The organism is Cupriavidus sp. MEYA8 (assembly GCF_059278825.1).
On sequence record NZ_CM181222.1, the window covers coordinates 2,096,943 to 2,121,883 of the forward strand.

20 protein-coding genes are annotated in these 24,941 nt (G+C 68.7%); 9 read left to right on the forward strand and 11 right to left on the reverse strand.

Going from position 1 to position 24,941, the window contains the following annotated elements:
- Window positions 1-11: 11 nt before the first annotated feature.
- On the reverse strand, window positions 12-1,613 hold the full coding sequence (locus AC5WJ1_RS26555; RefSeq protein WP_240745808.1) for a sugar ABC transporter ATP-binding protein: 1,602 nt from the start codon (window positions 1,611-1,613) through the stop codon (window positions 12-14).
- Window positions 1,600-2,862: an ROK family protein gene (locus AC5WJ1_RS26560; RefSeq protein ID WP_135702811.1), complete on the reverse strand. Its 1,263-nt coding sequence runs from the start codon at window positions 2,860-2,862 to the stop codon at window positions 1,600-1,602. Before AC5WJ1_RS26560 ends, AC5WJ1_RS26555 begins: the two co-directional genes overlap by 14 nt.
- 222 nt (window positions 2,863-3,084) lie before the next feature.
- Between AC5WJ1_RS26560 and AC5WJ1_RS26565 the strand changes: the two genes are divergently transcribed.
- Window positions 3,085-3,429 carry a hypothetical protein gene (locus AC5WJ1_RS26565; protein ID WP_133094548.1) on the forward strand — a complete coding sequence of 115 codons (345 nt, stop codon included), beginning with the start codon at window positions 3,085-3,087 and terminating at the stop codon, window positions 3,427-3,429.
- A gap of 14 nt (window positions 3,430-3,443) precedes the next feature.
- Here AC5WJ1_RS26565 and blaOXA read toward each other — a convergent pair whose 3' ends face one another.
- The gene (blaOXA, locus tag AC5WJ1_RS26570; protein ID WP_494476721.1) at window positions 3,444-4,283 is read right to left on the reverse strand and encodes an OXA-1206 family carbapenem-hydrolyzing class D beta-lactamase; all 840 of its coding nucleotides are present in this window, start codon (window positions 4,281-4,283) and stop codon (window positions 3,444-3,446) included.
- Between the two features lie 169 nt (window positions 4,284-4,452).
- Here blaOXA and AC5WJ1_RS26575 point away from each other — a divergent pair, with 169 nt between their 5' ends.
- A complete protein-coding gene (locus AC5WJ1_RS26575; protein ID WP_494476722.1) occupies window positions 4,453-6,087 on the forward strand; it encodes a hypothetical protein in 1,635 nt (544 codons plus the stop codon).
- Window positions 6,088-6,144: 57 nt separating this feature from the next.
- Here AC5WJ1_RS26575 and AC5WJ1_RS26580 read toward each other — a convergent pair whose 3' ends face one another.
- The gene (locus AC5WJ1_RS26580; protein WP_133094551.1) at window positions 6,145-6,459 is read right to left on the reverse strand and encodes a TFIIB-type zinc ribbon-containing protein; all 315 of its coding nucleotides are present in this window, start codon (window positions 6,457-6,459) and stop codon (window positions 6,145-6,147) included.
- Between the two features lie 266 nt (window positions 6,460-6,725).
- On the opposite strand from AC5WJ1_RS26580, the gene AC5WJ1_RS26585 reads away from it, so the two are divergent.
- On the forward strand, window positions 6,726-7,244 hold the full coding sequence (locus tag AC5WJ1_RS26585) for a M23 family metallopeptidase (protein WP_434034595.1): 519 nt from the start codon (window positions 6,726-6,728) through the stop codon (window positions 7,242-7,244).
- A gap of 38 nt (window positions 7,245-7,282) precedes the next feature.
- Here AC5WJ1_RS26585 and AC5WJ1_RS26590 read toward each other — a convergent pair whose 3' ends face one another.
- Both AC5WJ1_RS26590 and AC5WJ1_RS26595 read right to left on the reverse strand, forming a co-directional pair.
- On the reverse strand, window positions 7,283-7,813 hold the full coding sequence (locus AC5WJ1_RS26590; RefSeq protein WP_133094552.1) for a thioredoxin family protein: 531 nt from the start codon (window positions 7,811-7,813) through the stop codon (window positions 7,283-7,285).
- A 61-nt stretch (window positions 7,814-7,874) separates the two neighbouring features.
- On the reverse strand, window positions 7,875-8,567 hold the full coding sequence (locus tag AC5WJ1_RS26595; protein WP_494476723.1) for a cytochrome c biogenesis CcdA family protein: 693 nt from the start codon (window positions 8,565-8,567) through the stop codon (window positions 7,875-7,877).
- Between the two features lie 922 nt (window positions 8,568-9,489).
- On the opposite strand from AC5WJ1_RS26595, the gene pgaA reads away from it, so the two are divergent.
- The 6 genes from pgaA (at window position 9,490) to AC5WJ1_RS26625 (ending at window position 19,675) form a co-directional block, all read left to right on the forward strand.
- Window positions 9,490-12,006: a poly-beta-1,6 N-acetyl-D-glucosamine export porin PgaA gene (pgaA, locus tag AC5WJ1_RS26600; protein WP_494476724.1), complete on the forward strand. Its 2,517-nt coding sequence runs from the start codon at window positions 9,490-9,492 to the stop codon at window positions 12,004-12,006.
- Between the two features lie 14 nt (window positions 12,007-12,020).
- A complete protein-coding gene (pgaB, locus tag AC5WJ1_RS26605; protein ID WP_167884540.1) occupies window positions 12,021-14,051 on the forward strand; it encodes a poly-beta-1,6-N-acetyl-D-glucosamine N-deacetylase PgaB in 2,031 nt (676 codons plus the stop codon).
- The gene (gene pgaC / locus AC5WJ1_RS26610; RefSeq protein WP_135702805.1) at window positions 14,048-15,385 is read left to right on the forward strand and encodes a poly-beta-1,6-N-acetyl-D-glucosamine synthase; all 1,338 of its coding nucleotides are present in this window, start codon (window positions 14,048-14,050) and stop codon (window positions 15,383-15,385) included. Before pgaB ends, pgaC begins: the two co-directional genes overlap by 4 nt.
- Window positions 15,382-15,876 carry a poly-beta-1,6-N-acetyl-D-glucosamine biosynthesis protein PgaD gene (pgaD, locus tag AC5WJ1_RS26615; protein ID WP_494476725.1) on the forward strand — a complete coding sequence of 165 codons (495 nt, stop codon included), beginning with the start codon at window positions 15,382-15,384 and terminating at the stop codon, window positions 15,874-15,876. Before pgaC ends, pgaD begins: the two co-directional genes overlap by 4 nt.
- A 714-nt stretch (window positions 15,877-16,590) precedes the next feature.
- Window positions 16,591-17,910: an oxalate/formate MFS antiporter gene (gene oxlT / locus AC5WJ1_RS26620; protein ID WP_133094557.1), complete on the forward strand. Its 1,320-nt coding sequence runs from the start codon at window positions 16,591-16,593 to the stop codon at window positions 17,908-17,910.
- 121 nt (window positions 17,911-18,031) lie between these two features.
- On the forward strand, window positions 18,032-19,675 hold the full coding sequence (locus AC5WJ1_RS26625; RefSeq protein WP_135702803.1) for a c-type cytochrome: 1,644 nt from the start codon (window positions 18,032-18,034) through the stop codon (window positions 19,673-19,675).
- Here AC5WJ1_RS26625 and AC5WJ1_RS26630 read toward each other — a convergent pair.
- From AC5WJ1_RS26630 to AC5WJ1_RS26650, 5 genes are read right to left on the reverse strand one after another with little or no spacing between them, the layout of a single operon-like run.
- A complete protein-coding gene (locus AC5WJ1_RS26630) occupies window positions 19,672-20,688 on the reverse strand; it encodes a nitroreductase family protein (RefSeq protein WP_494476726.1) in 1,017 nt (338 codons plus the stop codon). The two genes, AC5WJ1_RS26625 and AC5WJ1_RS26630, sit on opposite strands and share 4 nt — an antisense overlap.
- Entirely contained in the window at window positions 20,682-21,818 is a 1,137-nt protein-coding gene (locus AC5WJ1_RS26635) for a GNAT family N-acetyltransferase (protein WP_133094559.1), read from the reverse strand. The genes AC5WJ1_RS26630 and AC5WJ1_RS26635 overlap by 7 nt, the downstream gene beginning before the upstream one ends.
- Window positions 21,815-23,098 carry a hypothetical protein gene (locus AC5WJ1_RS26640; protein ID WP_494476727.1) on the reverse strand — a complete coding sequence of 428 codons (1,284 nt, stop codon included), beginning with the start codon at window positions 23,096-23,098 and terminating at the stop codon, window positions 21,815-21,817. The genes AC5WJ1_RS26635 and AC5WJ1_RS26640 overlap by 4 nt, the downstream gene beginning before the upstream one ends.
- Window positions 23,091-23,975, reverse strand: coding sequence for a HesA/MoeB/ThiF family protein (locus AC5WJ1_RS26645; protein WP_195427797.1), 885 nt, complete (start codon window positions 23,973-23,975; stop codon window positions 23,091-23,093). The genes AC5WJ1_RS26640 and AC5WJ1_RS26645 overlap by 8 nt, the downstream gene beginning before the upstream one ends.
- Complete coding sequence (locus tag AC5WJ1_RS26650) at window positions 23,972-24,925, reverse strand: hypothetical protein (protein ID WP_195427796.1); 954 nt, start codon at window positions 24,923-24,925, stop codon at window positions 23,972-23,974. The genes AC5WJ1_RS26645 and AC5WJ1_RS26650 overlap by 4 nt, the downstream gene beginning before the upstream one ends.
- Window positions 24,926-24,941 lie beyond the last annotated feature (16 nt).

Genomic DNA, 24,941 nt, shown 5'->3' on the forward strand with positions numbered 1-24,941 from the left:
CGCGGGGACCGTCAATGCAGTGTGGTGGGTTGAATGTCCCCACCCGCCCCGGTCGCCAGCGCAATAATCCGTTCCTGCATGCCAGCCGCATCGGCACAACCAGCCACTTCGCCGACCAGCTCGCCTTCGCGCATCACCAGCACGCGGTCGCACAGGCCGACCACCTCCGGCAGCTCGCTGGAAATCAGCAGCACGGCCACGCCCGAGCGGGCCAGCTCGTCTACCAGCCGGTAGATCTCCGCCTTGGCGCCGATATCCACGCCGCGCGTCGGCTCATCCAGGATCAGCACGCGCGGCCGCGTTTCCAGCAGCCGCGACAGCATCACCTTCTGCTGGTTGCCGCCTGACAGCGCGCCCACGTTGACCTGCGGGTGCGCCACGCGGATGCCGAGCGAGCGGATTGCCTGCGTGGTGCGCTGGCGGGCGCTGGCGCGGTTGAGCCGGCCGCCGCGCAGCGCGTCGCGGGCCGCCACGATCAGGTTGATGTTCTCGTGCACGCTCTGATCCAGGAACAGCCCCTGCAGCTTGCGGTCTTCGGTCAGGTAGGCGATGCCGGCGTCGATCGCCTGGCGCGGGCTCGAAATGGCCAGCGGCGTGCCGGCGACGAACACCGCGCCAGCGCTGCGCGCATCGGCGCCGAAGATCAGCCGCGCCAGTTCGGTACGGCCGGCGCCGACCAGGCCGGCCAGCCCCAGCACTTCGCCGGCGCGCAGGTCGAAGCTGCACGGCAGCACGCGCCGGCCATCGGACATATTGCGCACCGACAGCATGATCTCGCCCTGGCGTGTCTCGCCATGGGTCTTGGTGTAGAAGCCGGACAGGTCGCGGCCCACCATCATCTTGACCAGCGCTGCCCGGGTCAGGTTGTCGCGCTCCAGCGTGCCGACGAAGCAGCCGTCGCGCAGCACCGTGACGCGGTCGGCCAGCTCGTCGATCTCGGCCATGCGATGGCTGATGTAGATGATCGCCATGCCTTCGGCACGCAGCTGGCGGATCAGCGCGAACAGCCGGTCGGTCTCGCGGGTCGACAGCGGCGTGGTGGGCTCGTCCATCACCAGGATGCGCGTCTCGAAATGCACCGCGCGCGCAATCTCGACCAGCTGGCGCTGCGCGATCGACAGCGTATGCACCGGCGTGGCTGGCGTGAAGTCTGCCCCGAGCCGCGCCAGCGTGGCTTCGCACGCGCTGGCCATCGCGGCGCGGTCAACCATGCCATGGCGGTGCAGATGCCGGCCGAGGTAGATGTTCTCGGCCACGCTCAGGTTCGGCGCCAGGCTCAGCTCCTGGTAGATCACCGCGATGCCATGCTCGCGTGCCGCGGCCGGGCCGCCGAAAGCGACCGGCTCGCCGGCGATGCGGCATTCGGCGCCGGGATCGGCGGTGTAGGCGCCGGAGAGGATTTTCATCAGTGTCGACTTGCCGGCGCCGTTCTCGCCCATCAGCGCATGGACTTCGCCCGCGTAGACGGTCAGCTGCACATTGCTGAGCGCCTTCACGCCGGGAAAGGTCTTGGAGATATTGCGCAGCGCCAGCAGCGGCCCGGCAGCGGCGGCGCCATGGGGGCGCTGCTGCTGGGGCTGGGGCAGGGTGCGTGATGCTTCAGACCATGGCATGGCGGGCCTCCGGGACAATGGCCGAGGCGCCCTTGAGCAGCTCGGCACGCGGCGAGAAATTCATGAACATCGGCAGCGACGCCGCGCCGACCGCGCCGGCGTTGGCGCCGAAGCAGCCGCGCACCACGGTGGCGGGCGTGCGCGCTTCCGGGGCGCTGTCGTTCAGGGCCTGCTGCAGCCGGTCGATCAGCGCCGGCACCAGCCCGCCGTCGATGTCGGCGTCGAAGATCACCAGCGGCACGTCCAGCACCGCCAGCGCCGATTGCAGCGCCGGCGCCAGCGCGTCGACGCAGTCGTCGATCCATTGCGCCACCGCCGGGTGGCCCAGCTCGGCCTGGCGCTGCAGGTCGGCATGGCCGTCGACCGCCACGCCGTGATAGCGCAGGTGGCGCGTCAGCGCATTGAGCGAGGCGCGCGACAGCAGCAGGTCGCGGCGCTTGCCGGCAGGCGCCGGCGCTGACGGCAGGGTGCTGGGCGGCACCGGCATCATGGCGATGTCGCCGGCATTGCCGGAAACGCCGCGCACGCAGTCGCCGTTGATCACCACGCCGCCGCCGATGGCGGGGCCGAGGAACACATAGAGGAAATGCTGCGCGTGGTGGCGCCCGTAGAACAGCTCGGCTACCGCGGCCGCGGTGCCGTCGTTCTCGCTGAACACCGGCAGGCCAGTGACGGCGTTGAGCATCGCGGCGAAGTCGGCTTCGTCCCAGGCGCGGAAGCTTGCCTGGAAGTCCTCGCCCTGCACGTCGAGCTCGCGCAGCCACGCCCCAAGGTTATAGGGCTGCGCCACGCCGATTCCCAGCAGCCGCTTCTGCTCGCCCGGGCTGAGCCGGGCGCGCATCGCGTCGATATCGCGCCGCACCAGTTCCAGCGCCTGCTCGGGATGAGGCAGGACCAGCTGGTGCGCATGGCTGGCGAGCAGCTCGCCGGCAAAGTCCACCATCACGGTCTCGATGCTGCCGCGGTCGAGCCTCACGCCAATGCCGAAGGCGCCTTTGGCCTTGAGCCGGATCAGGCTGGCGGGTTGCCCGCGCTGGCCCTCGGTGCGGCGGCCGGCCTGCTCCACCAGGCCTTCGTCGGCCAGGGTCTGCACGATGCTGCCGACCGCGGTGTTGGTCAGCTGCGCCATCCGCGCCAGATCGGCCTTCGACGCCTCGCCGGCGCGGCGCAACGCCAGCAGCAGCGCGCGTTCGTTGTACAGGCGCAAGCTGGCGGAATTCACGCCACGGCCTGCCTTGGATGCGGTCATGTTGTCTCCGTCCTTTGGCCGACGCTGGTGGGCGCGTCGGCTTTGTATTAATTAATTCAGGTTGAATTAAAGAATACTCGACGGCAGAACTCAACTGCGGGAAAACCCGTGGGTGAAAGCGCCGCAGGCGGGCTGGAGTGGCTTTTGGAACACTGCGCTTGCGCGGCGGCGCCTGGCTGGCTAGCGTAAAGACAGACCGAAACTAGCAACCCGGAGCAAGAGATGAAGGCCCGCGCCGAGACTGGCCAGTGGAGCCGCTACTACGTGCTGGACCTGAAAAACCGGCCGGTGGAGGTGGCGGCACGTGAGGAATGGGAGCGCTGGATGGCTGAGAACGATCCGGTGTTCCGCCGCACGCTGCTGCAGGACAGCGGCGGCGTGGTCACCACGCGCTTTCGCGGACTGGCGCAGGCATCAGGGGAAGCGCCGCTGTTCGTGACCCGCGTGACTGGCATGGGGGAGCAGGACAACGAAAGCTACGGCGCGCCCACGCTCGCTGCCGCGCTGGCATTGCACGATGACATCGTGAAGAAGCTATTGCGGCAGCTCGGCGGGACGGTGCCGTAGGCGTCGGCTGCAACTCAATCCGGCAGCGCCCCGGCCTGCCGCAGCGCCGCGCGTGCAATCTCCATCCGTGCCTTGGCGTGCTCGGGTTTGAGGAGATCGAGATTGAGCGCGAACAGGTAGTTGTCTCCGCCGCGCTCCACCCATCCCACCAGCCATCCCACCGCCGGCTGCGCCGAATCGGCCCAGCCGGTCTTGGCGTGCAGCGTATAGCCTGCGGTGCGTTCGATCACCGTCAGCCGGTCCACGCCATCGAACGCGGCCGGCGAGAACGGCAGCGTGCGCTGCACCAGCCCCTTGAGGAAATCGATCTGCTGGTTGGCTGAGATCTGCAGCCGGCCATTGAGCCAGAAGCGGTCGACCGGTCCCGAGCTGTCGGCATTGCCGTAATGCGAGGCGGTCAGGTAGCGCTGGTAGGCCGGGCTGCCGACCCGTCGCGCCAGCGCCTGGTAGGCGGGCACGCATGAGTTGGGGAAGGCCACGCGCAGCGGCACGTCGGCATTGCAGGCTTCGGGCAGGACAGCCTTGCCGCCGACCAGCCAGACCTTGCCGTCCCACGGCAGCTTGTCGTGGTCGATTTCGGCCACGGCGCCGCTGTCCAGGCCGATCAGCGAATTCATGATCTTGAAGGTCGACGCAGGCGAATACGGCCTGGCCGCGCGCGCAGCGTTGTAGGTCAGCACGCGATCGCGGCGCAGGTCGTGGACGACGATGGTGCCGCTGGTACCGGCCTGGCGGAACAGCGCTTCCGCATCGAGCGGTGCAGCTTGCGGTGCGGCGGTGGCGGGCAGGGCGCAAGAGAGCAGGGCGAGTCCCACGGCCAGCGGGGACAGCAAACGGGCGATTCGGATAGGCATGGCAGTAGCGTGTTGGGTTGGATAGGAATCCTCTGGTGGCAATCCGGGCCCGGACCGTGGTGCGCAGCATAGGAGAGCGCTCCACGCACGCCAACCGCGCACGCTGTAACCTGCGTAACATGACGGCGTCGCATCCTCTCCGGCCTCCAGCCTGCTACTGCTCCAGCCCATGTCCGCTGCCTTGCTTTGCATCGACGTCCGCGCCCCCTATCGCGTCAATGGCGAGCCCGCCCGCTTCCAGTCGGTCTGGCTGCTGGCGCGCGCCTGGCATGCGCAGCGCAGCGGCGGTGATGTGACAGCGGCGGCCGTGCGCAGCGCCTTCCCGGCCGCCGCCAACCTGCGCATGCTGGTATCGCGCGCCTTCGCGGACTTTGCCCGGTGGGGCGTGACGCTGGGCTGGGGCGCGGACCGGCAACGCGATCCGGCAACGGCCAACCCCGCGCAGCGCAGCCGCGGGCCGTTCTGGATGACGGCGGCGCAGGCCCGGCAACTGCGCTTCGTCGCGCACGGCCGCACGCTGGGCCCGGCGGCGCTGGCGCGGCAGCTGGGCTTTGCCGAGGCGGGGGCGCCAGAGTCCGGCATGGCGGACGGCGCGGCCTACGTGATGCGCGACATGGCCTTCTGGAGCGAACTGACGCAGGCCATGCGCAGCGCGCAGGACGGCTATGCCGGCGCGCACGGCACCGCCGTGGCCGAAGCGTTCCGCGTGGCACAGCGCAGCGCCGGCGATCCGTTCCAGCAGGCGTTGTCGCTGCTGAAGGAAAGCCTGGCCTGGCGCCGCTGCGGCAGCCTCGAGCAGAGCCGCGCCGCGCTGGCGCGCTTTGGCCGGCTGTATCGGGCAGGCAGCCCCGGCGCCGCCATGCCCACCTTCGCGGCGATGGCGCACGTGGTGCGCGCCTGGGCCCGCTATACGCGCGGCGACCACGACGGCGCCGGCGCCGGGCTGGCCGCGCTGCGTGCGGATCCGGAGCTATCCCCGGCGGTGCGTTACAACCCGCGCCTGCGCTTCGAGGTGCTGAACCTGGAAGGGCTGCTGTACAAGGCCGGTGCGATGGGCAAGGCCGCAGCCGGCAGCGTGGCGCCGGCGCTGTCGGCGCAGCGTGCCCTCGATGCCTTCGCGGCAGCGCTGCAAGCCGGTTACGAAGCCGATTCGGTCGACGCCGTGCAGCATGCCGCGGCCAATATCGGCCTGTGCCTGTGGCTGTTCTGGCGCCATGGGCTGGCCGACCCCGGCCGCGCGCTCGATGCCGGCGCGGTGCAGCGGCAGGCGATGCGCTGGCTGGGGTTGTCGGAATGGATCTGCGACCGCTTCGGGGTGGGCGGCGGCACCGCGTGGAACGCGATCTTCCTGTTGCGCATCGCGCGCGGCAGCTGCGGGCCGGATGCGCCCGGCGATGCTGGCGAGGGCAAGGGCGTGCAGAGCGTGGCCGCCTTTCGCCGCCAGCGCCCGCTGTCCGTAGCCGATGCCATTGATGCGCTGCGGCCCTTCCACGCGCCGTTTGCTCCGGCCAAGGGATTCGTGCGCTGGTCGGCCGTGGCCGCCTTTGCGCTGGAAGACCACGACGCGGGCCATGTCAGCCTGGGGCCGTTGCAGCTGGCCAACCTGTTGCTGGAGTCGGCCTGGTACCTGACACACGAGCAAGGCGCAACCGCCAAAGCCTGCGCGGCGGTGGAGCGGCTGGCAGCGCAGTTGCCGGCGTTGCGCGCGGCCGAGCGGGCGTTCTTTGCGGCGGAGATCCGCGCGCTGCCGCCGGAACTGCGCGACGCGGCGGCGGAGGTGGCGCGCCGGCGGCGCAAGGGATAGCGGGGGATAGCGGGATCGCCGGCGTATTCATTGCGCGGCATCGCGCGCAGCCAGCGTTCAGTCGAACAGCTCGTGCCAGATGCTCTTCTTCCGATATTGCTTCTGGTGGCGTTCGTCGTAATAGCGGTCCCCGTCATGATGACGAGCGCGGCCCCACTCATGGCCGCGGTCCCGGTCGCCGTAGCTTTGCTGGGGCGGCGCAGCGGGCGCCACGGCCTGCGTCGCTGGCGCCGCGGCGACCGAACGCTCCAGGATCTTGTCGAGTTCGCCGCGGTCCAGCCATACGCCGCGGCATTTCGGGCAATAGTCGATTTCGATGCCCTGCCTTTCGGACATCACCAGTTGCGTTTGCGGGCACACCGGACAATCCATGCCTTCTCCTCGTTGCTGTCGATAAGTCGAGGTATGACCGGCCCGCCCGGCAATGGTTCGCCAGTGTGCGGCTGTCGCCTGCGCAGAGACGCGCACGCCACGTGGCGGCGTGCGGAATTTGTCGGCCGCGCCGCCGTCGAACCGGAATGCCTCAATTCGATCCCCATCGCGGACCGGCTCCTGAACCGTCCGCTTCGCCAGCATCGGCGCCGTATGGCGATGCGCCGCGCCGCCGGCCGCTGATCGGGCGCCTGGCAGCGCCGGCGATGGTGGCGGCGATCTTGTGGGCCGCCTGGCCATGGCTGCAGCCCCAGCTCGAACGCGCCATCTACGCGATGCGGCTGGCGGCCCGCCCGGCGCCGAGCGCGCTGCCGGTTCCGGTGCAAGGCGTCGCCCCGCGCGCGCTGCGCGACACGTGGCATGGCGCGCGCTCCGGCGGGCGCAAGCATGAAGGCATCGACATCTTCGCGCCGCGCGGCCGGCCGGTGCAGTCGGCCACGGAAGGCATCGTCTCGCGCGTCGGCACCAATTCGCTCGGCGGCAAGGTGGTCTGGGTGATGGGACCGGGCCGGCAGATGCATTACTACGCGCACCTCGACGACTACGCGGCAATACGCGCCGGCGATATCGTTGCACCGGGCACGGTGCTCGGCTATGTCGGCACCACCGGCAACGCCCGCGGCACGCCGCCGCACCTGCACTACGGCATCTATGCCGCCGGGGGTGCGATCAACCCGTATCCGCTGCTGAAGCCGCCCCCGACAGCCGGCGCGCCGCGGCGCTAGCCGGGGGCTGCGCCGCGCGCAGGAGCGCGCCGGAGGAGTCAGGGCCTGGCGTCGGCCAGGGCCTTCTGGATGGCAGCGTCGGTCTGGGCGTAGTTGCCTTCGCCGAAGTGCTTGTAGACGACGTTGCCGCTGGCGTCGACAAGATACAGCGCCGGCCAGTACTGGTTGTGCCAGGCGTTCCAGGTGGCGTACTTGTTGTCCTGCGCCACCGGGTAGCGGATGTCGAAGCGCTTGATCGCCGCCTGGACATTGGCGGTGGACTTTTCGTAGCCGAACTCGGGCGTATGCACGCCGACCACCACCAGCCCCTTGTCGCGGTATTTGTCGTACCACTGGCGCACATGGGGCAGGGTGCGGATGCAGTTGATGCAGTCGTAGGTCCAGAAATCTACCAGCACGACCTTGCCGCGCAGTCCGGCAAGGGTCAGCGGTTCGGAGTTGAGCCATTTCTCGATGCCGGTGAATTCCGGCGCCTTGCCGAAATCCGCCGGCGCGGCGGCAGCGGGAGCGCCGTGGGTGGCGGCGAAGATGGTGGTGGCGGCAAGCAGGGTACGCAGGATGCGGTGCATGGTGCAGTCTCCGTGTCAGACAGTGGGGGAAGGGTTCAGCGAACAGATTCCGCTGGTGGATTCAGGTCAGCGGGGCCAGCGACGTCAGCCAAGCGACGGCGAGGGTGTCGTACTGGAAGTACATGGCGACGGCCGTGGCCACCACCAGCGCGCCGAAGCCTTGCTGCAGCCGCTGGGTATGGCGCGCCAGCCGGCGCACATGGGTGGTGGCGAACTGGCCGCCATAGGCGATCAACAGCATCGGAATAGCCGCGCCGGCGGCATACATCCCCAGCAGCGCGGCGGCGCGTTGCAGGTCCTGGGCCTTGGCCACCAGCGCCAGGATCGACGCCAGCACCGGCCCCGCGCACGGGGTCCAGACCACGCCCAGCGACATGCCCAGCACAAAGCCGCCGGCCATGCCGCTGCCGCCCACGCTGCCGAGCCGGTCCGCCAGGCGCTCGGTGATACCGCCGAACGGCCCCGTCAGCCGCGCGAAGCCGGCCGGCCACAGCCGCGCCAGTCCGGTCGCCAGCAGGAACAGGATGGCGGCGTTGCGCACCACCCCGTGGGCGTCGGCAAAGGCGCTGGACAGCGCGCCGAAGGCAATGCCGAAGGCCGAGAACGCCGTGACGAAGCCCAGCGCGATGGCCAGCGGGCGCAGGCGGTCCGACTGGCCCAGGGAAGCGCCGAGCAGCATCGGCAGCACCGGCAGCACGCACGGCGAGGCGATCGTCAGCACGCCGGCGAGGAAGGCAAGCAGTGCGTCGATCATTGGCGGCTCCTGCGGGGGCGCGTCGCGGCACACCGCGCGGCAGGGGCAGGCAGGGCAAGGCAGCAGGTCATCGTCGGGCTCCGGTCGGGTCGATGACCGCATTGGAGCGCCCGCGCGTATCCCGCTTGTTTCCGGGCAGCGGCCGGAATGCAAGATTTCATGTCCGGCGCCGCGCCAGATACAGTGCGATACAAAGTGGCGGGTTGGCCGCAGGCACTGAGCGCGTCAGCGGCCTGGAAATGGGCATCGACGGCCAGGTGGCCCGCTGGGGCCGGTGAAATGCCGCCAAAGGGCGGCATTTCTACCACCATAAATCCGCCATTGGGCTGATTTATCGAATTCCGGACACCTGCCAGCCAGCGAATAATCAAGATATTCGTGCGCGAGGAGTTATGTCGGACATTACCTGATACCCCGCCAAATCCGCCCCGGAAACTCCCGCTTTACCCCCCCCCCGCTTTACCGCGGCTCTCGCGACACCAGGCCAGGCAAGGCGCCTGGCCAGAACCGAGTAATGTTTCCCCCGAACGGGTATTGTCCCGAGCCGCGGAATGCGGCAAGAATTCGCCCCGGGAATTTGATGCAAGCTGTAAATGTGTTTGCGAATGTTCACGATTTGATTTTCGCCACGCGCTTACACTTTCCCCCGATTTGCGGCAACGCACCCCGCCACCGGCGGAGGTAGCGTCTGCACGACGCCATGCCCATCGCGGGCTGGCCATCCGGCGTGGTTCCTCGGTACCCGCCGGATCCCGTAGGCCTGTCCTGCCGCCTCTCTCCTGCGGCCAGGCCCGATCGGGTTCCGTGTCTCCGTGCCGCATGTCATCTGCCGATAACGGACCCCAGGCGCGCGCCCGCTTCCAGCAGGCGAGCCGGCGCTCGGGCATAGATGAGACAGGCTGCGGATCCCATGGATTCACTGATGACGCAACCTTCGTGCGCCGGCACCGGTCCCGCCCGGCGCAAGGCCTTGCGCCGGCGCATGCCGGCCGGGCTCGCGGCCGGGCTGGCGGCGGCACTTTGCTGCATGCCGGCCCCCGCGCAGGCTGACGCCGAATACGAAGCCCTGATCCAGCGCGCCCGCGCCGGCGACTACGGCAGTGCGCTGGCAATGCTGCGCGAGCGCGTGGCCAGCGCTCCCTCGGACCGGCGCGCGGCGTTTGACCGGATCATCATCGCCGGCTGGGCCGGCCGTTCCGACGAGGTGCTGGCCGCCTACGGCGAACTGGAGCAGGCGGGCGCCGCGCGCACCGCGCCGCCGCAGGTGCTGGCCGCGGCGGCGGGCGCGCTGCGCGACCAGAAGCGCTGGGACGAGGCGCTGGCACGCTACCGCGAAGGACGCCAGCGCTACCCCGCCGAGCCGGTGTTCGCGCTGGGCGAGGTCGGCGTGCTGGCCGACGGCGGCCAGGCCGCGGAAGCCGTCAGCGCTGGCCAGGCCCTGGTGCGCAAGCAGCCGTATGATGTCGACAGCCGCCTCGCGCTGGCCTATGCGCAGGCCCGCGCCGGCGAACCTTACGAGGCCCTGTTCGAGGCCGACCAGGCCTATACCCGCGCACCCAAACGCGCCGACGCCGTGCGCGCCTATGTGGGCGCGCTGCAGCGCGCCGGGCTGCCCGATGCCGCGCTGCGCGTCGCCGGCGAGCAGCCGACACTGTTCGACACCGCGGCCCGGCAGACGCTGGAACTGGACGCCGCCGCCGAACTGGTGCGGCTGGCCGACATGCCCACACGGATGGAAGCCGAGCGCTTTGCCATCGCCGACCGCGCGCTGGCGCGCTATGACGCGCTGCTGCCCGCACTGCAGGGGCAGGGCAACAAGGAAGGACAAAGCGAGGCCCTGTACCGCCGCGCCCGCATCGACCGCCTCGGCGCGCTGCATGCGCGCTTGCGCATGCAGGACGTGGTCGACAGCTACGAGGCGCTGCGCGCCGAGGGTGTCGCCGTGCCCGTCTACGCGCTGGGCGACGTGGCCTCGGCCTACCTCTACCTGCGCCACCCCGAGCAGGCCGCCGAACTGTTCCGCCAGGTGCGCGAAGCCTATCCGCCCGGACTCGACCCCGAAACGCGCCTGAAGGCCCAGACCGGCCTGTACTACGCCAACGCCGAAGCCGAAGCCTTCGACCCGGCGGGCGAGGCGGTGAGCGAGGCCCGCGCCGAGCAGCCGCAATGGCGCCGGGTGCGCGGCCAGCCGGCGCGCCAGCCCAACGAACTGTGGCTGTCCGCCGAGCAGACCGCCACGCTCGCGCCCCTGCAGGCCGGCGACACCCAGCAGGCCCAGCAGCGCACGGAAGACCTGGTGCGCAACGCGCCCGGCCATTCCGGCCTGCGCGTGGGCCTGGCCAATGTCTACCTGGCGCGCGGCTGGCCGCGCGCCGCCGAGCAGGAACTGAAGGCCGCCGAAACGCTGGCGCCGCGCGCGCTCGCGGTGGAAGTGCAGCAGGGCCACGCCGCGCTCGACCTGCAGGAATGGCGCCAGGCGGAAATGCTGCGCGACGATACCCTGGCGCGCTTCCCTGATGACCTGGCCGCCCGCCGCCTGGCGCGCGAATGGGCCGTGCACAACAAGGCCGAGCTGCGCATCGAAGGCTATCGCGGCCTGGCCAACGACAGCCCGGTGGTGGGCGACGGCAATTTCGGCATCGAGTCGGTGCTGTACACGCCGCCGATCCACTATGACTGGCGCGCCTTCGGCGGCGTGGGCTATGCCACCGGCCGCTTCGACGAAGGGCGTGTCGACTACCGCTGGGCCCGCGCCGGCGTGCAGCGGCGCGTGCGCGACCTGACCGTCGAGGCCGAGCTGTCGATGCACGGGTATGGCTATGGCGCGCGCCAGGGCGGCCGGGTGGCGGTGGACTATGACCTGGACGACCGCTGGCGCATCGGCGCCTCGGCCGCGATGCGCTCGACCGCCACGCCGCTGCGGGCGCTGCTCAACGGCATTTACGCCAATAACGTGCAGGTCTACGGCCGCTGGCGCGCCAGCGAGGCCTGCGAGTGGATGCTGACGGTGGCGCCGTCGCACTTCAGCGACGGCAATGACCGGCTCGAAGGCGGCATCTCCGGCGTGCAGCGGATCTACGCCGCGCCGCACCTGAAGGCCGACCTGCTGGTGGACCTGTGGAGCTCGCGCAACAGCCGCACCGACGTGCCGTACTACAGCCCGCGCGCGGACCTGACGGTGTTGCCGTCGGCCCGGCTCACGCACACGCTGTACCGCCGCTACGAGACCGCCTGGGAGCAGCAGTTCCTGGGCGGCGCCGGCACCTACAGCCAGCAAGGCTTCGGCACCGGCGCGATCCTGCTGCTCGGCTACGGCCAGCGCTACCGCACCAACGACGTGTTCGACGTGGGCGCCACCGTCACCGCCAGCAGCCGGCCCTATGACGGCCAGCGCGAGCGCGAACTGCGCATCGTGTTCGACCTGACCTATCGATTCTGACCCGGACCCCCGCCATGACACGATTCCCGCTGAGCGCCTGGCGCCGCCTGTTCTGGCTGCTGCTGGCCGCATGCCTGCTGGCCGGCTGCGCCAAGGACATTCCGGTGTTCACGCCGCCGGCGCAGCGCCCGCTCGCCGCCGCCGAACAGCCCTGGCCCGGCAACCACCTGGTGGTGCTGGCCTACCACGACGTCGAAGACAGGGACCCCGACCAGGCCTACCTGAGCGTGCGTACCGACCACCTGATCGGCCAGTTGGCGTGGCTGCGCGAGAACGGCTACCAGGCGGTCTCGGTCGACCAGGTGCTGGCCGCGCGCCGCGGCGGCAAGCCGTTGCCGGCGCGCGCGGTGCTGCTGACCTTCGACGACGGCTACCGCAGCTTCCATGCGCGCGTGCTGCCGATCCTGAAGGCCTACCGCTGGCCCGCGGTGCTGGCGCCGGTCGGTGCGTGGCTCGACACGCCAGCGGGCCAGCCGGTCGATTTCGGCGGCACGCCGACCGCTCGCGACCGCCTGCTGACGTGGCAGCAACTGCGCGAGATTTCCGCCTCCGGGCTGGTCGAGATCGGCGCGCACACGGACGCCTTGCACTACGGCATCAACGCCAATCCGCAGGGCAATACCGAGCCGGCTGCGGCGGTGCGCGCCTTCGATGCCGGCACCGGCCGCTACGAGACCGACGCAACCTACGCGGCGCGCGTGCGTACCGACATGCAGCGCATCACGAAGAAAGTCCATGCCGTCACCGGCAAGCCGGTGCGCGTCTGGGTATGGCCGTACGGCGCCGAAGGAGGCACCGCGCTGCGCATCGTCGGCGAGAACGGCTACGAGATGGCGCTGACGCTGGAAGACGGCCTGGCCAGCGTCGACAAGCTGATGTCCGGCCCGCGCATGCTAGTCACCGGCGATCCCGGCGTGCCCGGCTTCGCGCAGTCGGTGGCGACGATGGAAGAGCCGAGCGCCATGCGCGTCGCGCACGTCGACCTGGACTACGTCTATGATCCGGACCCGGCCCAGCTCGATCGCAACCTCGACCGGCTGGTGCAGCGCATCTACGACCTCAAGATCAACACGGTTTTCCTGCAGGCCTTCTCCGACGAAGATGGCAGCGGCCTGGTCCGGTCGGTGTACTTCCCGAACCGCTGGCTGCCGATGCGCGCGGACTTGTTCAACCGCGTGGCATGGCAGCTCGGCAACCGCGCCAAAGTCAAGGTCTACGCCTGGATGCCGGTGCTGAGCTTCGACATGGACCCGTCGCTGCCGCGCGTGACCCGCTGGGACCCGGCCACCAATCGCGCCGGGGTCGACGCGAAGCAATACCGCCGCCTGTCGCCGTTCGACCCGGTGGCGCGCCAGCGCATCGCCGAGGTCTATGAAGACCTGGCCCGGCACGCCTTCTTCCAGGGCCTGCTGTTCCACGACGACGCCACCCTCAGCGATTTCGAGGACGCCAGCGCGCCGGCACTGGCGGCGTACCGCAAGGCCGGGCTGCCGGACAACATTGCCGCGCTGCGCGCCGACCCGGAAACGGTGCAGCGCTGGACGCGCATGAAGAGCCGTGCGCTGGTCGATTTCACGCAGGAACTGACGCAGCGTGTGCGCGCCATCCGCGGCCCGGCGATCAAGACCGCGCGCAATATCTTCGCCATGCCCATCCTGCAGCCGGACAGCGAAGCCTGGTTCGCGCAGAACCTCGACGACTTCCTGGCCGCATACGACTGGACCGCGCCGATGGCGATGCCGTACATGGAGCAGGTGCCGCGCGGCCACGAGCACCAATGGCTCGACCGCATCGTCGACGCGGTGGCGCAGCGCCCCGGCGCGCTGCGGCGCACGGTGTTCGAGCTGCAGGCGCGCGACTGGCGCAAGCCAGAAGGTGGGGTTGCAGGCGCAGTCGACAGCAAGGTGCTGGCCGGCTGGATGCAGCGCCTTCAGCGGCGCGGCGCGCGCAGCTTCGGCTACTACCCCGACGACTTCCTGAACAACCAGCCCCGGCTCGACTTGATCCGCCCGGCGCTGTCTAACGCCTGGTACCCCGCACCATGATCGAAAGACTGTTTGCCCTGGTTATCCTGTGCCTCGCGCTGGCGCTGCCGTTCGCGCTGGCCGCGCTTGCCACCGGCGACCTGCTGCTGGCCTTCGTGTTCTTCTATCCGCTGTTCATGTCCGGCTTGTGGATGGCCGGCGGCGTGTACTTCTGGCTGCATTGGGAGCGCGAGTGGCGGGGGGGCGAGCAGCGCGAGGCGCCGCAGGTGCCCGGCACACCGTTCATCTCGATCCTGGTGCCCTGCTACAACGAAGAGCAGAACGGCGAAGAGACGCTGCTGGCCGCGCTGGGACAGCGCTATCCCAAGTTCGAGGTGATCGCCATCAATGACGGTTCGCGCGACGGCACCGGCGCCGTGCTGGAAGCGCTGGCGCAGCGCCATGAGCGGCTGCGCGTGGTGCACCTGGCGCAGAACCAGGGCAAGGCCATGGCGCTGCGCATGGGCGCGCTGGCCGCGCGCGGCGAATACCTGGTCTGCATCGACGGCGACGCGGCGCTGGATCCCGACGCTGCCGCCTACCTGGTCGCGCCGATGGTGGCCAACCCGCGCGTGGGCGCGGTCACCGGCAACCCGCGCATCCGCACGCGCTCCACGCTGGTGGGCCGCATCCAGGTCGGCGAGTTCTCGTCGATCATCGGGCTGATCAAGCGCACCCAGCGCGTCTATGGGCAGGTCTTTACCGTGTCCGGCGTGGTCGCCGCGTTCCGCCGCCGCGCGCTGGACCGCGTCGGCTACTGGAGCCTGGACATGATCACAGAGGACATCGACATCAGCTGGAAGCTGCAGCGCGACCACTGGTCGATCTTCTACGAGCCGCGCGCACTGTGCTGGATCCTGATGCCCGAGACCGTGCGCGGCCTGTTCAAGCAGCGGCTGCGCTGGGCCCAGGGCGGCGCCGAAGTGTTCATGAAAAACGTGCGCTCGATCTGGATCTGGCGCCACCGCCGGCTGTGGCCGCTGATGGCGGAGTACTGCCTGTCCGCGGGCTGGGCCTTTGCCTTTGCCATGTCGATCGTACTGTGGGCGCTGGGGCACTTCGTCGAGCTGCCGGAGCATATCCGCATCCAGAAGCTGATGCCGCCGGGCTTTACCGGCATGGTGCTGGCGGCGGTCTGCATATTGCAGTTCATGATCAGCGTGGCGATCGACCGCCGCTACGAGCCGCGCCTGGGGCGCACGCTGTACTGGATCATCTGGTACCCGCTGGCGTACTGGCTGGTCGGCATGTTCACCACGCTGCTGGCCTTTCCCAAGGTCATGCTCAAGACCCGGCGCAAGCGTGCGCGCTGGGACAGTCCCGATCGCGGCATCCAATCGATGAAATCGTCATGAATCCCGACAACATGATCATCCGTACCCGGCGCGCACCGCTGCGCTGGGCGTTCGACGCGGTGCTGACCGCGCTGGCGTGGACCGGGTTCTTCTACCTCTTCGCCAGCGGCATCCGCGACATCCTGGCGGGAGCGTCGTCCGGCCTCGACGTGCCGTTCTGGTCCGCGATGATGCCCACCATGGGCACGCTGTCGGTGTACGTGCTGGTGGGCGTGTTCAATGGCGTGGTGCTGTTGGTGTGGGCCCTGTACAACCAGATCCGCTTCGCCGGCATGGACCGCCGCAAGCCGCTGCCGCCGCTGGGCGGCGATGAGCTGGCGGCCAGCTTCGGCCTGCCGGAACAGCGCGTCGAGGCGCTGCAGCAGGCCAAGGTGGCGGTCGTCGACCACGACCACGACGGCGGCATTGCTGGCGTGCGGCTGGGTTACGAATGGCAACTCGAGCCGGTCAAGCCCGCAGTGGCAGCTTCGGCAGAAGCTTGTCCAGCGTGATCGGATAGTCGCGCATGCACGCGCGGCGCCTGCGCGACAGCGCGCCGGACAACGGGTAATCCACTAGTCTTGCCGCTATTTAATTGCCTGAGATAATCGCCTATAAATACGTGACATGCTGCGGCTGATGTCACGCATCATGACTCCGCCCGCCGGGACGCCTGCGGGCCTTTTTTTATCCTCGATTATTCATGATCGATATTAATCAGGAATTTCATTTTGCCGCTTTCTGATTTTGGCTGGTGAAAACCCTGATTTTTCCCGAAACATTACAAAATCGCAATGTTTCTGGGTTGGTCAGCATTTGACGTGCTTTTGACCTGATCGTCAACACTTCCAGAAAAGCCGCGCCGGTATTGGATTCCCGGGAATGTGACGTGCTTATTCATGCGCCTTTCGCACTGATGCGCAAATAGCCTGAATCCTGATTTCCAGCGATATTCCTCATTAATCGGCGGGCTAGTGAAAACCCTGCTGCTGGTTCGCCTTGTGCTTACTTGATATATCACATACTGTGTATCCCATCGCATCTCGTAGTTTTGAAAACAGGTGAGTGCGGGAGACGTCGATATGGCGTCGCAATAAAAGGCAGTAAATGCCAACGACACAGGAGACAGAAAATGCCAGGAGCCACCTGCAAGTTGACGCGCATGGCGTCCCCACCTTCGTCCATCCCCACGGATTTCCCGAAACACACGGTTCAAGGAGTGCGCTATGAGTAACGCAAACGCAGGGGCCCTGCACCCCAATCACGCTCCGGAGTCCACGCGCTGGATCCAGCTGGTCGTCGGCGTGGTCTGCATGATCGCAACCGCGAACATCCAGTACGCCTGGACGCTGTTCGTGCCTGAAATCCAGGAAACCTACGGCTGGTCACGCGCCAGCATCCAGATCGCCTTCACCGTGTTCGTGCTGGTGCAGACCTGGCTGGCGCCGATCGAGGGCTACTTCATCGACAAGTTCGGGCCGCGCATGATGGTGGCCTTCGGCGCGCTCTTTATCGGCACGGCGTGGGTCATCAACTCGCAGGCGACCACGCTGATGGGCTTCTACGTCGGCGCCGCGGTCGGCGGCCTGGGCGTGGGCTCCATCTATGCGACCTGCATCAACAACGCGCTGAAGTGGTTCCCGGACCGCCGCGGCCTCGCGGTCGGCCTGACCGCCGGCGGCTATGGCGCGGGCTCGGCGGCGACCATCCTGCCGATCGCGGCGATGATCGAGTCGCAGGGCTTCCAGCACACCTTCCTGTTCTTCGGCCTGCTGCAAGGATCGCTCGCCTTCGTCGCGGCATGGTTCCTGCGTTCGCCCAAGACCGGCGAGGTGCGTGGTTCGAAGAAGCTGGCCCAGGCCACGCGCGACTACACCCTCAAGGAAGCGCTGTGCACCAAGCTGTTCTGGCTGATGCTGGTGATGTTCGTGCTGGTCGTCACCGGCGGCATGATGGCCGTGGCCCAGCTCGGCGTCATCGCCAAGGACCTTGGCGTGAAGGAATTCAAGGTTGACCTGCACTTCTTCGTGATGGCCGCATTGCCGCTCGCCCTGATGCTCGACCGCATCATGAACGGCATCTCGCGTCCGCTGTTCGGCTGGATCTCGGACAACATCGGCCGCGAGAAGACGATGGTGATCGCCTTCACGCTGGAAGGGCTGGGCATCATCGCGCTGGGTTACTTCGGCAGCGACCCGTACGCCTTCCTGATCCTGTCCGGCGTGGTGTTCCTGGCCTGGGGCGAAGTCTACTCGCTGTTCTCGGCACTGGCGGGCGATGCCTTCGGCACCAAGCACATCGGCAAGATCTACGGCGTGCTGTACACCGCCAAGGGCATCGGCGCACTGTTCGTGCCGATCGGCAACCTGCTGATGGAAGCCACCGGCACCTGGTCGACGGTGCTCTACACGGTGGCGGCAATGGACCTGACCGCTGCGTTCCTTGCCATCATGGTGCTGCGGCCGGTGCTGGCCTCGCACGTTGCGACCTCCAGGCAGCAGTTCGCGAAGGAATCTGCCGCAGCCGGCGCGCAGGTGGCGGCCTAGTCCACGCGCCGCGCTTCAGATAGACGGATCCACTGTAGTTGGCTGGGCGGGCTTCTTCGGAAGCCCTTTTTTTTTGGGCGTCACCGATTAGAATGCGAAGCTCGATCCACCGGCGATCTCGATGCCTCTCGCACGCGCAATCACCATAGGGCTGCTGCTGTCCACGCTCGCAGGCTGCGATTTCCTGCGCGGCTATGCCGATGGCCAATCCTCGGCCATGCGGGAGTTTGCCGGCAGTGGCACGCCGGCGCAGATCGGCGCGGCGCGCTTTGTGTTCGACGACTTCGGCGGCCTGAGCACCGATACGCTGGAATCCAACGCGCTGCCATGGAAGCTGGCCACGACCGCGCTGGTGCTTGCCAACGCCCCGGATGCGGTGCCTGCGCCGCAGACATTGCGGCGCGCGCTGCGGGAGTTCGGGTTTGTCTATCCCGACGGCATCCTGAACTGGCCGCTTGCGCAGCAGCCGCGCTTCGACAAGCCGCTCGGCATCGTCAGCGGCACCGTCGGCCGCGACCTGCCCAGGATCCGGCTGGAAGTCTCTAACCTGGGGTGCGCGGCGTGCCATGCGGGCGTGACCTACGGCAAGGACGGCCAGCCCAGCGGCAAGGTGTGGCTGGGTTTGCCGAATACCTCGCTCAATCTCGATGGCTTCGTCAACGCGGTCTACCTCGCGGTCAAGCGGGTCAAGTCCGACCCCGACAAGCTGCTGGTCGCCATTCCGAAGCTGTATCCCGATACCTCGGCGGACGAACTGGCGACCATCCGCAAGTTCGTCTGGCCGCGGCTGGTCAGGCGCATCGACGAACTCGCGGCCAGCGGCGATGCGCCGCTGCCGTTCAGCAATGGCGCGGCCGGCAGCACCAATGGCGTGGCGGCGCTGAAGTTCCAGTTCCATCTGCTCTCCGCCGGGACGGGCGCGAGCGGCTCGACCTCGATCCCGGAACTGGGCGACCGGCGCCTGCGCTCGTCGCTGCTCTATGACGGGGTCTATGCCAACAAGGGCGCGGCGCGCTTTGCGCCGGTTGCCGCGGATGCGGCCATGGATCCCGGGCGTCTCGCGCATATCGTGGCCTTCTTTACCGTGCCGACCATGGGCATGCCGCCGGATCGCGCCAGCCGCGCCATCCCGCAGGTGGAGGACGTGATGCGGTTTATGGCGGGCTACACGCCGCCGCCGTTTCCCGGACCGGTCGACCGGGGCCGCGCGGCACGCGGCGCCGGCGTTTACGCGGCGCAGTGCGCGCAGTGCCATGGCAGCTACAGCCAGGACGCGGCGCGTCCCCGGCTGGTCAGCTATCCCAACCGGCTGGTGGCGCAGGCGGAACTCGGCACCGATCCCACGCGCTGGCAGGCGATCGATGCGAGCCTGCTGCAGGCCATCGGGCGCTCCGCGCTGGGCAAGCATATCGATGCGGCCAACACCGGCGGCTATGTGGCGCCCGTCTTGTCGGGCCTGTGGGCGACGGCGCCTTACCTGCACAACGGCTCGGTGCCCACGCTGTGGCACCTGATGCATCCGGAGGCGCGGCCGCGCCGGTTCTGGGTGGGTGGGCATGCGCTGGACTACGCCAAAGTGGGCATTGCCGGGCGGCCCGATGCGCAGGGCGCGTGGGCCTATCCTCCGGACTACCGGCCGTGGTCAAGCCCGGTGCTCTATGACACCGCGACCACGGGGCGGGACAACCGGGGCCATGAGCGGGAGTTCAGCGCCTTGCCGGAAAGCGACAAGGATGCGCTGCTGGAATTCCTGAAGCTGCTCTAGCGCGGGCCGTCCGCCTGCAGCAATTCCGCCGCCGGCAGCCTGGCGCTGCGCGGAATCGCCGCGCCAGGCGCCGGGCCGAAACGCATCACGTTGACCAGCCGGTGGCCCGCTGGCAGCGCCTGGTGGTCCGTCAGCAATGCCGCGTAGCGGGGCGAATCGGACAGGGCCGACATCGGCACGCCGGCAAAGCCGAGGGCGGCCATGCCCAGCCAGAAGCGGTACCAGCGGCGCCCGGCCTCGAAGTCTGTCACGTCGTGCGCGGCGTGGATCAGCACGATCCGGGCGGCGCTGTTGACCTTGGCGGCGTCCGCGGCCAGCAGGCCGGTCAGCGACAGCGCCGACAGCGCGCGCACTACGGCCGGACGCAGGGCCACCGACGCTGCCATCGCTTCCCAGCGCGACAGCGCCATGCACTCGGCCGACAGTCCGTCGCGGGTCCAGCCAGCGGCGCGCGGGGACAGGCGCATCCAGTGGTAAAGCTCGCGCACAAAGGCCGGGTCGTGGAAGGCGGCCGCGGCGGCAGCCTCATGCCAGCTGGCGATCTGCGCCGTGCTGGCGGGCTCCGCCGCCATGGCAACCGGGGCATGAGTGGCGATGCACTGGTCCATGGCCGCGAGCTGCGCGGCGTCGGCAGGCGCGAACGTGCCGCGCCAGGTGCGGCGTTGCTCACAGGCGGCAGCCAGCGGATCGGCGCAGGCGCCCGGCCGGAGCTCGCCTGTGGCCGTGACGCGCGGGCCGGCAGCCGCGGGCGGGTAGGGCAGTGCCGCGACCTCCGGCGGCGAAAGCGCAAAGCCGATGGCCGACAACGCCAGCGCCATGCCTTCCCACGCCATGCCCAGCGCGATCCGGTTATCCCGGCCGGTCGGGTCGCCTACGGACAGCCAGCGCGCGGGATCCTCCAGCAGCAGGATGCGGTCGCCGGCAAAGTGCCAGCGGGCCGGCTGGATATTGTGGGCACTCGGGGCGCGCGCGGCCTGCGCGACCAGGGCCAGTTGCTGGTCTGGTGTCAGCATCGTAGGTTGCCATTCTCCGGCGCCAGCGCCCGGCGGAACAGGTGCAGGCGGTGCAGTTCGGTGGCGCCCAGCTTTTCCATCTGCCGCAGGCTTGCGCCATTGGTATCGGACACCCAGCTGATGCCCAGGTGCGAATAGCCGGCATCGCGCATTGCCGTCAGCAGGCGATGCAGCAGCACGCCGTTGACGCCCTGGCCGTGGAACGCCTGGCGTACCGAGAAAAAGATCACCGCCGCGCGCTTGCGGCTGGCGCGGAACCGCAGCAAGTGCCACAGCGTCGACCATGTCAGCCGGAACCCGGTGGCACGCAGGAACGGGTTGAGGTCCGGCACGCACAGCAGCACGCCGGCCGGCTCGCCGCGGTAATACGCGGTGTACGACAGGCGCTCGTCGATGATCCACATCATGCCGGCGCAGGGGTAGAGGAATTCCGCTTCCGTCAGCGGCACGAACATCGGGTTGCCGGCAAAGCCGTCGTTCAGCACGGCGCACGCTTCGCGCAGGCGCCCTTCAAAGCCGCGGCGGCGGATCGGCGCGAAACGCCAGTCCGGATCGCTGGCCAGCGCACGCTGCCGGTCGCCTAGCAACTGTTCGGGGTCGTAGCCGCGCACGTCCATCTCGAAGGTGCGCATCGGGAAGAAGCGCTCGAAGCCGCAGGCTTCCAGCAGCCGGGCAATGTGCGGCGGCGTGTATTCCTGGTAGGTGTACGGCGCGTGCCCGAAGCCATCGGTAACGATGCCGATCATCTGCGTGATGGTCAGGTTGAAGCTGCCCGCCAGCTCGTCGCAGCCTTGCCGGCTGGCCCATCCGGCAGCCGCATCGAGCAGCGCACGCGCGACGGCGATGTCGTCGATGCAGTCGAACAGGCCGAAATACCCGCGCTTCTGCCCGTACCGCCGGTTAGAGGCATCGTGCACATGGGCCAGGATGCGTCCCACGATCTGCCCGTCGCGGTGCGCGGTGTACCAGGTGCGGCGCGCAAACTGCCGGAACAAGGGGTTTTTTGCCGCATCCAGCGCGCGCGCGAGGTCGCCCTTCATCGGCGAGACGAAATGGGTCTGGTCGCCATAGCAGGCGAACGGCGCAGCGAAGAACGCATCGAAATCGCCTTCGCGCAATTCCACGGTCATGCGGCCTCCTGTCGGCGCAGGTGCCGAGCCAGCCGCAGGATCACGGCGGCGCGCAGCTCGCCGATGGCGGCGTTGGCGCCCTGCGGCAGGTTCAGCAGCACCACCATGGCCGGTTGCCGTGCGATCAGCAGGGCGTGGGTCATCTCGTGGCGCTCCATCAGGTCGACCAGTTGCTCCGCGGCTTCGATGCCGTTGCCGACGCCGCTTGCCTGGGGCTGCCGGGCCCACGCCCTGGCATCACCGATCGACACCGGCTCACGCCGCTTGCCGGCCAGCGCGAACAACTCGCCCAGCGCATAGCCAGCCAGCTCGGCGTCGCCCAGTACCACATGGTCGGCCGTCTGCGGCAGGCGCCGCAGCGAATGGAGGAAGCCGTCCGGCGTATCGAGCCGGGCATGGAGCAGCCAGCGCAGGAAGGCGTTGCCGTCGCCAGCGAGCGACACCGCGCGGATGCGGGCAAAGATGGCGGTCAGCAACACCCAGGCCAGTGCCACCGGCATGCCGCGCACGCCGGCCTGCCAGAATCCCTGGCCCGGCCCGTGCGACGCCAGCGCCATGGCGCCGGCCAGGACCACGGCAAAGACCAGCGCGGCGGCAATATGCGCCAGCAGCCCGCGCACGACCCGCTGCGAATCCGACAGGTTCAGCAGCACGTAGATAAAGGCCAGCGCCCCGAGCGCGCCCAGCCGGACCGGCACATGCCCAAGTTCCTCGCGGAAATCCGTCGCCATTAGCGGCACGGCCAGCGCCACCACCACGACCACCGCGCGCGCCAGCCGCTCTTCATTGCTGGACAGGTCGGCATCGCGCAGCCAGAGCAGGAACCAGCCGTTGCTCGCCGTCACCATCGCATAGCAGGCCAGGAAGGCCAGCAGCAGCGGCACGTTGGCGGACAGGTCGGCAACGAGGTTGATGACGAAGAACACCACCGACACACCGAGCGCCAGCAGTTTCAGCCACAACGGATGATGGCGCCGCAGCAGCTGTTCGGCGAACAGCGTGGTCGCGATCGGCAGCAGCGTGGCCGCGGCGAACACCAGCCGGCCGAGTAGTCGGCTGAGAAGTGGGCCGAGAAGTGGGCCGAGAAGTGGGCCGAAATGCGGTCCGCCAAGCAGCCAGGCAAAGCCCCGGACCGCCAGCAATGCGGTCAGCACGCCGAACAGGAACAACCCGGTGCCGGTGCCAGCTTCGCGGCGTGTCCACAGGAAATGCAGGTAGAGGCCGCAGCCCAGTGCGCCCAGCCAGGTCACGGTGACATCGCTGGCAAGCGCGTTAATCACGGAACAGCCTCGCCATGAAGCGGCGCACCGCGGCGCGCACCAGCCACGCCGCCAGCGCATTGCGCGGAGTTTCGACGCGCATGGTCCACGGGTTGAAGAAATAGCCGCGCGCATCCGCCAGCCTCGGCCGCTCCAGCACCAGCTTGGCTGCCTCGAAGGCCATCAGGTTGCCGGTGGTGATTACCATCGGCGCGAACGACATGCGCTTGCGCTTGCCCGAAAGCAGGTCCTTCGCAATCGAAAGATCGACATGGCGGACCGAGCTGGAATGGACCATGACGTACTCCAGCTCCTTGCCCAGGCAGGCCTGCCGGATCTCCGGCGTCAGCGCCTGCCAGTCCATGCCGGCGGTCGGATAGCCCAGGCGCGTCTCCGGCCGCGGGTCGTGCGGCCGCACCACGGTGACCGAGGGCAGCGGCGCGGTATAGGCATCGATGACGGTGGCGCCATGCTCGCGCGCCTTGCGGTAGAGCGCGATGCCCGCGGCCATGTCGTCCATGCCGTTGACCACGATCGGGTAGCGCGCCAGCAGGTCATCGAGCCGCCCCGGCCAGTCCTCGCCCAGCATCTCGATCTGAAGCGCGGGGTTGACCTGGCGCAGCTGCGCGACGGTGGCCTCGACCTTGCCGACGCCGACGGTGGCCAGGCTGGCAAACACCTGCCGGTTCATGTTGGACACTTCGAACACGTCGAAGTCGGCCAGCGCAAAGCCGCCGACGCCCATGCGCGCCAGGGCCTGCAGGCAGGCGCCGCCCATGCCGCCGACGCCGCAGACCAGGATGCGCGCGTCGCGCAGCCGCTGCTGCTCGGCCTCGGTCACGAAGCCGATATTGCGGGTGGTGAATTCTTCGTAAGAAAAGGCAGGCGATGCGGTCATGCGTGGTTCCTTGCGCGCAAGTCTCCCATCGGCTCGCGCGGGTTCAGCCAATGCACCAGCGGCAGGACGATCCGGCCGAGCGCGAGGAACGCCACCTGCGACAAGATCGCCGGCAGCGAGTCGCGCGGGACTTCGCGCAGCAGGTACTTGCGCGCGCTGGCCAGGTCCAGCCGCGCAACCTGCAGGAAGTCGTCGCCGCGCTGGTAGTCGAGCTCGCGCTGGCACAGCGCATTGACGCGCTCGTCGCGGTGCTTGGGCGCCGCGTCGAAGGTCTTCTTGAGGTTGTCCGAGCCGCCGCGATACGCGTCGGTGATGACAAAGCGGGCCTCGTCGAAGCCGGCATCCGCGTCGACGCCGAAGACATGGCGGTGCGATTTCATGATCTCGCGCGCCACGCTCAGGTGTTCGAAGCTGCGCCGCGACTGCGCGAACGGATTGGGATACGCCGTGACGAAGACTTCGGCCACCTTGCCGATGATCGCCGGCACCTGGGTCACGTTGCTGATCCAGATCGGGCGCAAGCCGCGGCGGAAGAACAGCAGGATGCAGGTCAGGCCGTACAGCACCCAGGAAAGTCCCTGCGTGCGATAGCCGGGATCGACCATCACCAGCCCGAGGTGGATGGCCTCTACCGGCCGTCCCCTGACCTCGATCGGCATGATCGACAGCGCGTTGAAGGCGATGGGATGGCCGCTGTCCCGGTCGTAGAGCAGCGTGACCACGGCGCGGCGCAGCCGCTCGGGATCGCCGGACAGCACCCCGTAGTCGAGATCCTTGCCGATGCCCCGCCGCACCACGCCGCGCATCTGGGCCAGCATGGCGTCGAGCCGGGCGCTGTCCATCCACAGCCCGGGCCGCTCGACCACCCGGATGCGCACGCTGCGGCTGGCGTTCAGGGTCAGGTCCAGGTAGCGCAGCCGCTGGCGGATTCGACGGATGACTTGGAACATGCAGGTCTGCCCGATG

Coding starts and splice junctions, on each gene's coding strand:
- AC5WJ1_RS26555 (WP_240745808.1), bottom strand. CDS start 1,613: ATGCCATGGTCTGAAGCATCACGCACCCTGCCCCAGCCCCAGCAGCAG.
- AC5WJ1_RS26560 (WP_135702811.1), bottom strand. CDS start 2,862: ATGACCGCATCCAAGGCAGGCCGTGGCGTGAATTCCGCCAGCTTGCGC.
- AC5WJ1_RS26565 (WP_133094548.1), top strand. CDS start 3,085: ATGAAGGCCCGCGCCGAGACTGGCCAGTGGAGCCGCTACTACGTGCTG.
- blaOXA (WP_494476721.1), bottom strand. CDS start 4,283: ATGCCTATCCGAATCGCCCGTTTGCTGTCCCCGCTGGCCGTGGGACTC.
- AC5WJ1_RS26575 (WP_494476722.1), top strand. CDS start 4,453: ATGTCCGCTGCCTTGCTTTGCATCGACGTCCGCGCCCCCTATCGCGTC.
- AC5WJ1_RS26580 (WP_133094551.1), bottom strand. CDS start 6,459: ATGGATTGTCCGGTGTGCCCGCAAACGCAACTGGTGATGTCCGAAAGG.
- AC5WJ1_RS26585 (WP_434034595.1), top strand. CDS start 6,726: ATGGTGGCGGCGATCTTGTGGGCCGCCTGGCCATGGCTGCAGCCCCAG.
- AC5WJ1_RS26590 (WP_133094552.1), bottom strand. CDS start 7,813: ATGCACCGCATCCTGCGTACCCTGCTTGCCGCCACCACCATCTTCGCC.
- AC5WJ1_RS26595 (WP_494476723.1), bottom strand. CDS start 8,567: ATGATCGACGCACTGCTTGCCTTCCTCGCCGGCGTGCTGACGATCGCC.
- pgaA (WP_494476724.1), top strand. CDS start 9,490: ATGACGCAACCTTCGTGCGCCGGCACCGGTCCCGCCCGGCGCAAGGCC.
- pgaB (WP_167884540.1), top strand. CDS start 12,021: ATGACACGATTCCCGCTGAGCGCCTGGCGCCGCCTGTTCTGGCTGCTG.
- pgaC (WP_135702805.1), top strand. CDS start 14,048: ATGATCGAAAGACTGTTTGCCCTGGTTATCCTGTGCCTCGCGCTGGCG.
- pgaD (WP_494476725.1), top strand. CDS start 15,382: ATGAATCCCGACAACATGATCATCCGTACCCGGCGCGCACCGCTGCGC.
- oxlT (WP_133094557.1), top strand. CDS start 16,591: ATGAGTAACGCAAACGCAGGGGCCCTGCACCCCAATCACGCTCCGGAG.
- AC5WJ1_RS26625 (WP_135702803.1), top strand. CDS start 18,032: ATGCCTCTCGCACGCGCAATCACCATAGGGCTGCTGCTGTCCACGCTC.
- AC5WJ1_RS26630 (WP_494476726.1), bottom strand. CDS start 20,688: ATGCTGACACCAGACCAGCAACTGGCCCTGGTCGCGCAGGCCGCGCGC.
- AC5WJ1_RS26635 (WP_133094559.1), bottom strand. CDS start 21,818: ATGACCGTGGAATTGCGCGAAGGCGATTTCGATGCGTTCTTCGCTGCG.
- AC5WJ1_RS26645 (WP_195427797.1), bottom strand. CDS start 23,975: ATGACCGCATCGCCTGCCTTTTCTTACGAAGAATTCACCACCCGCAAT.
- AC5WJ1_RS26650 (WP_195427796.1), bottom strand. CDS start 24,925: ATGTTCCAAGTCATCCGTCGAATCCGCCAGCGGCTGCGCTACCTGGAC.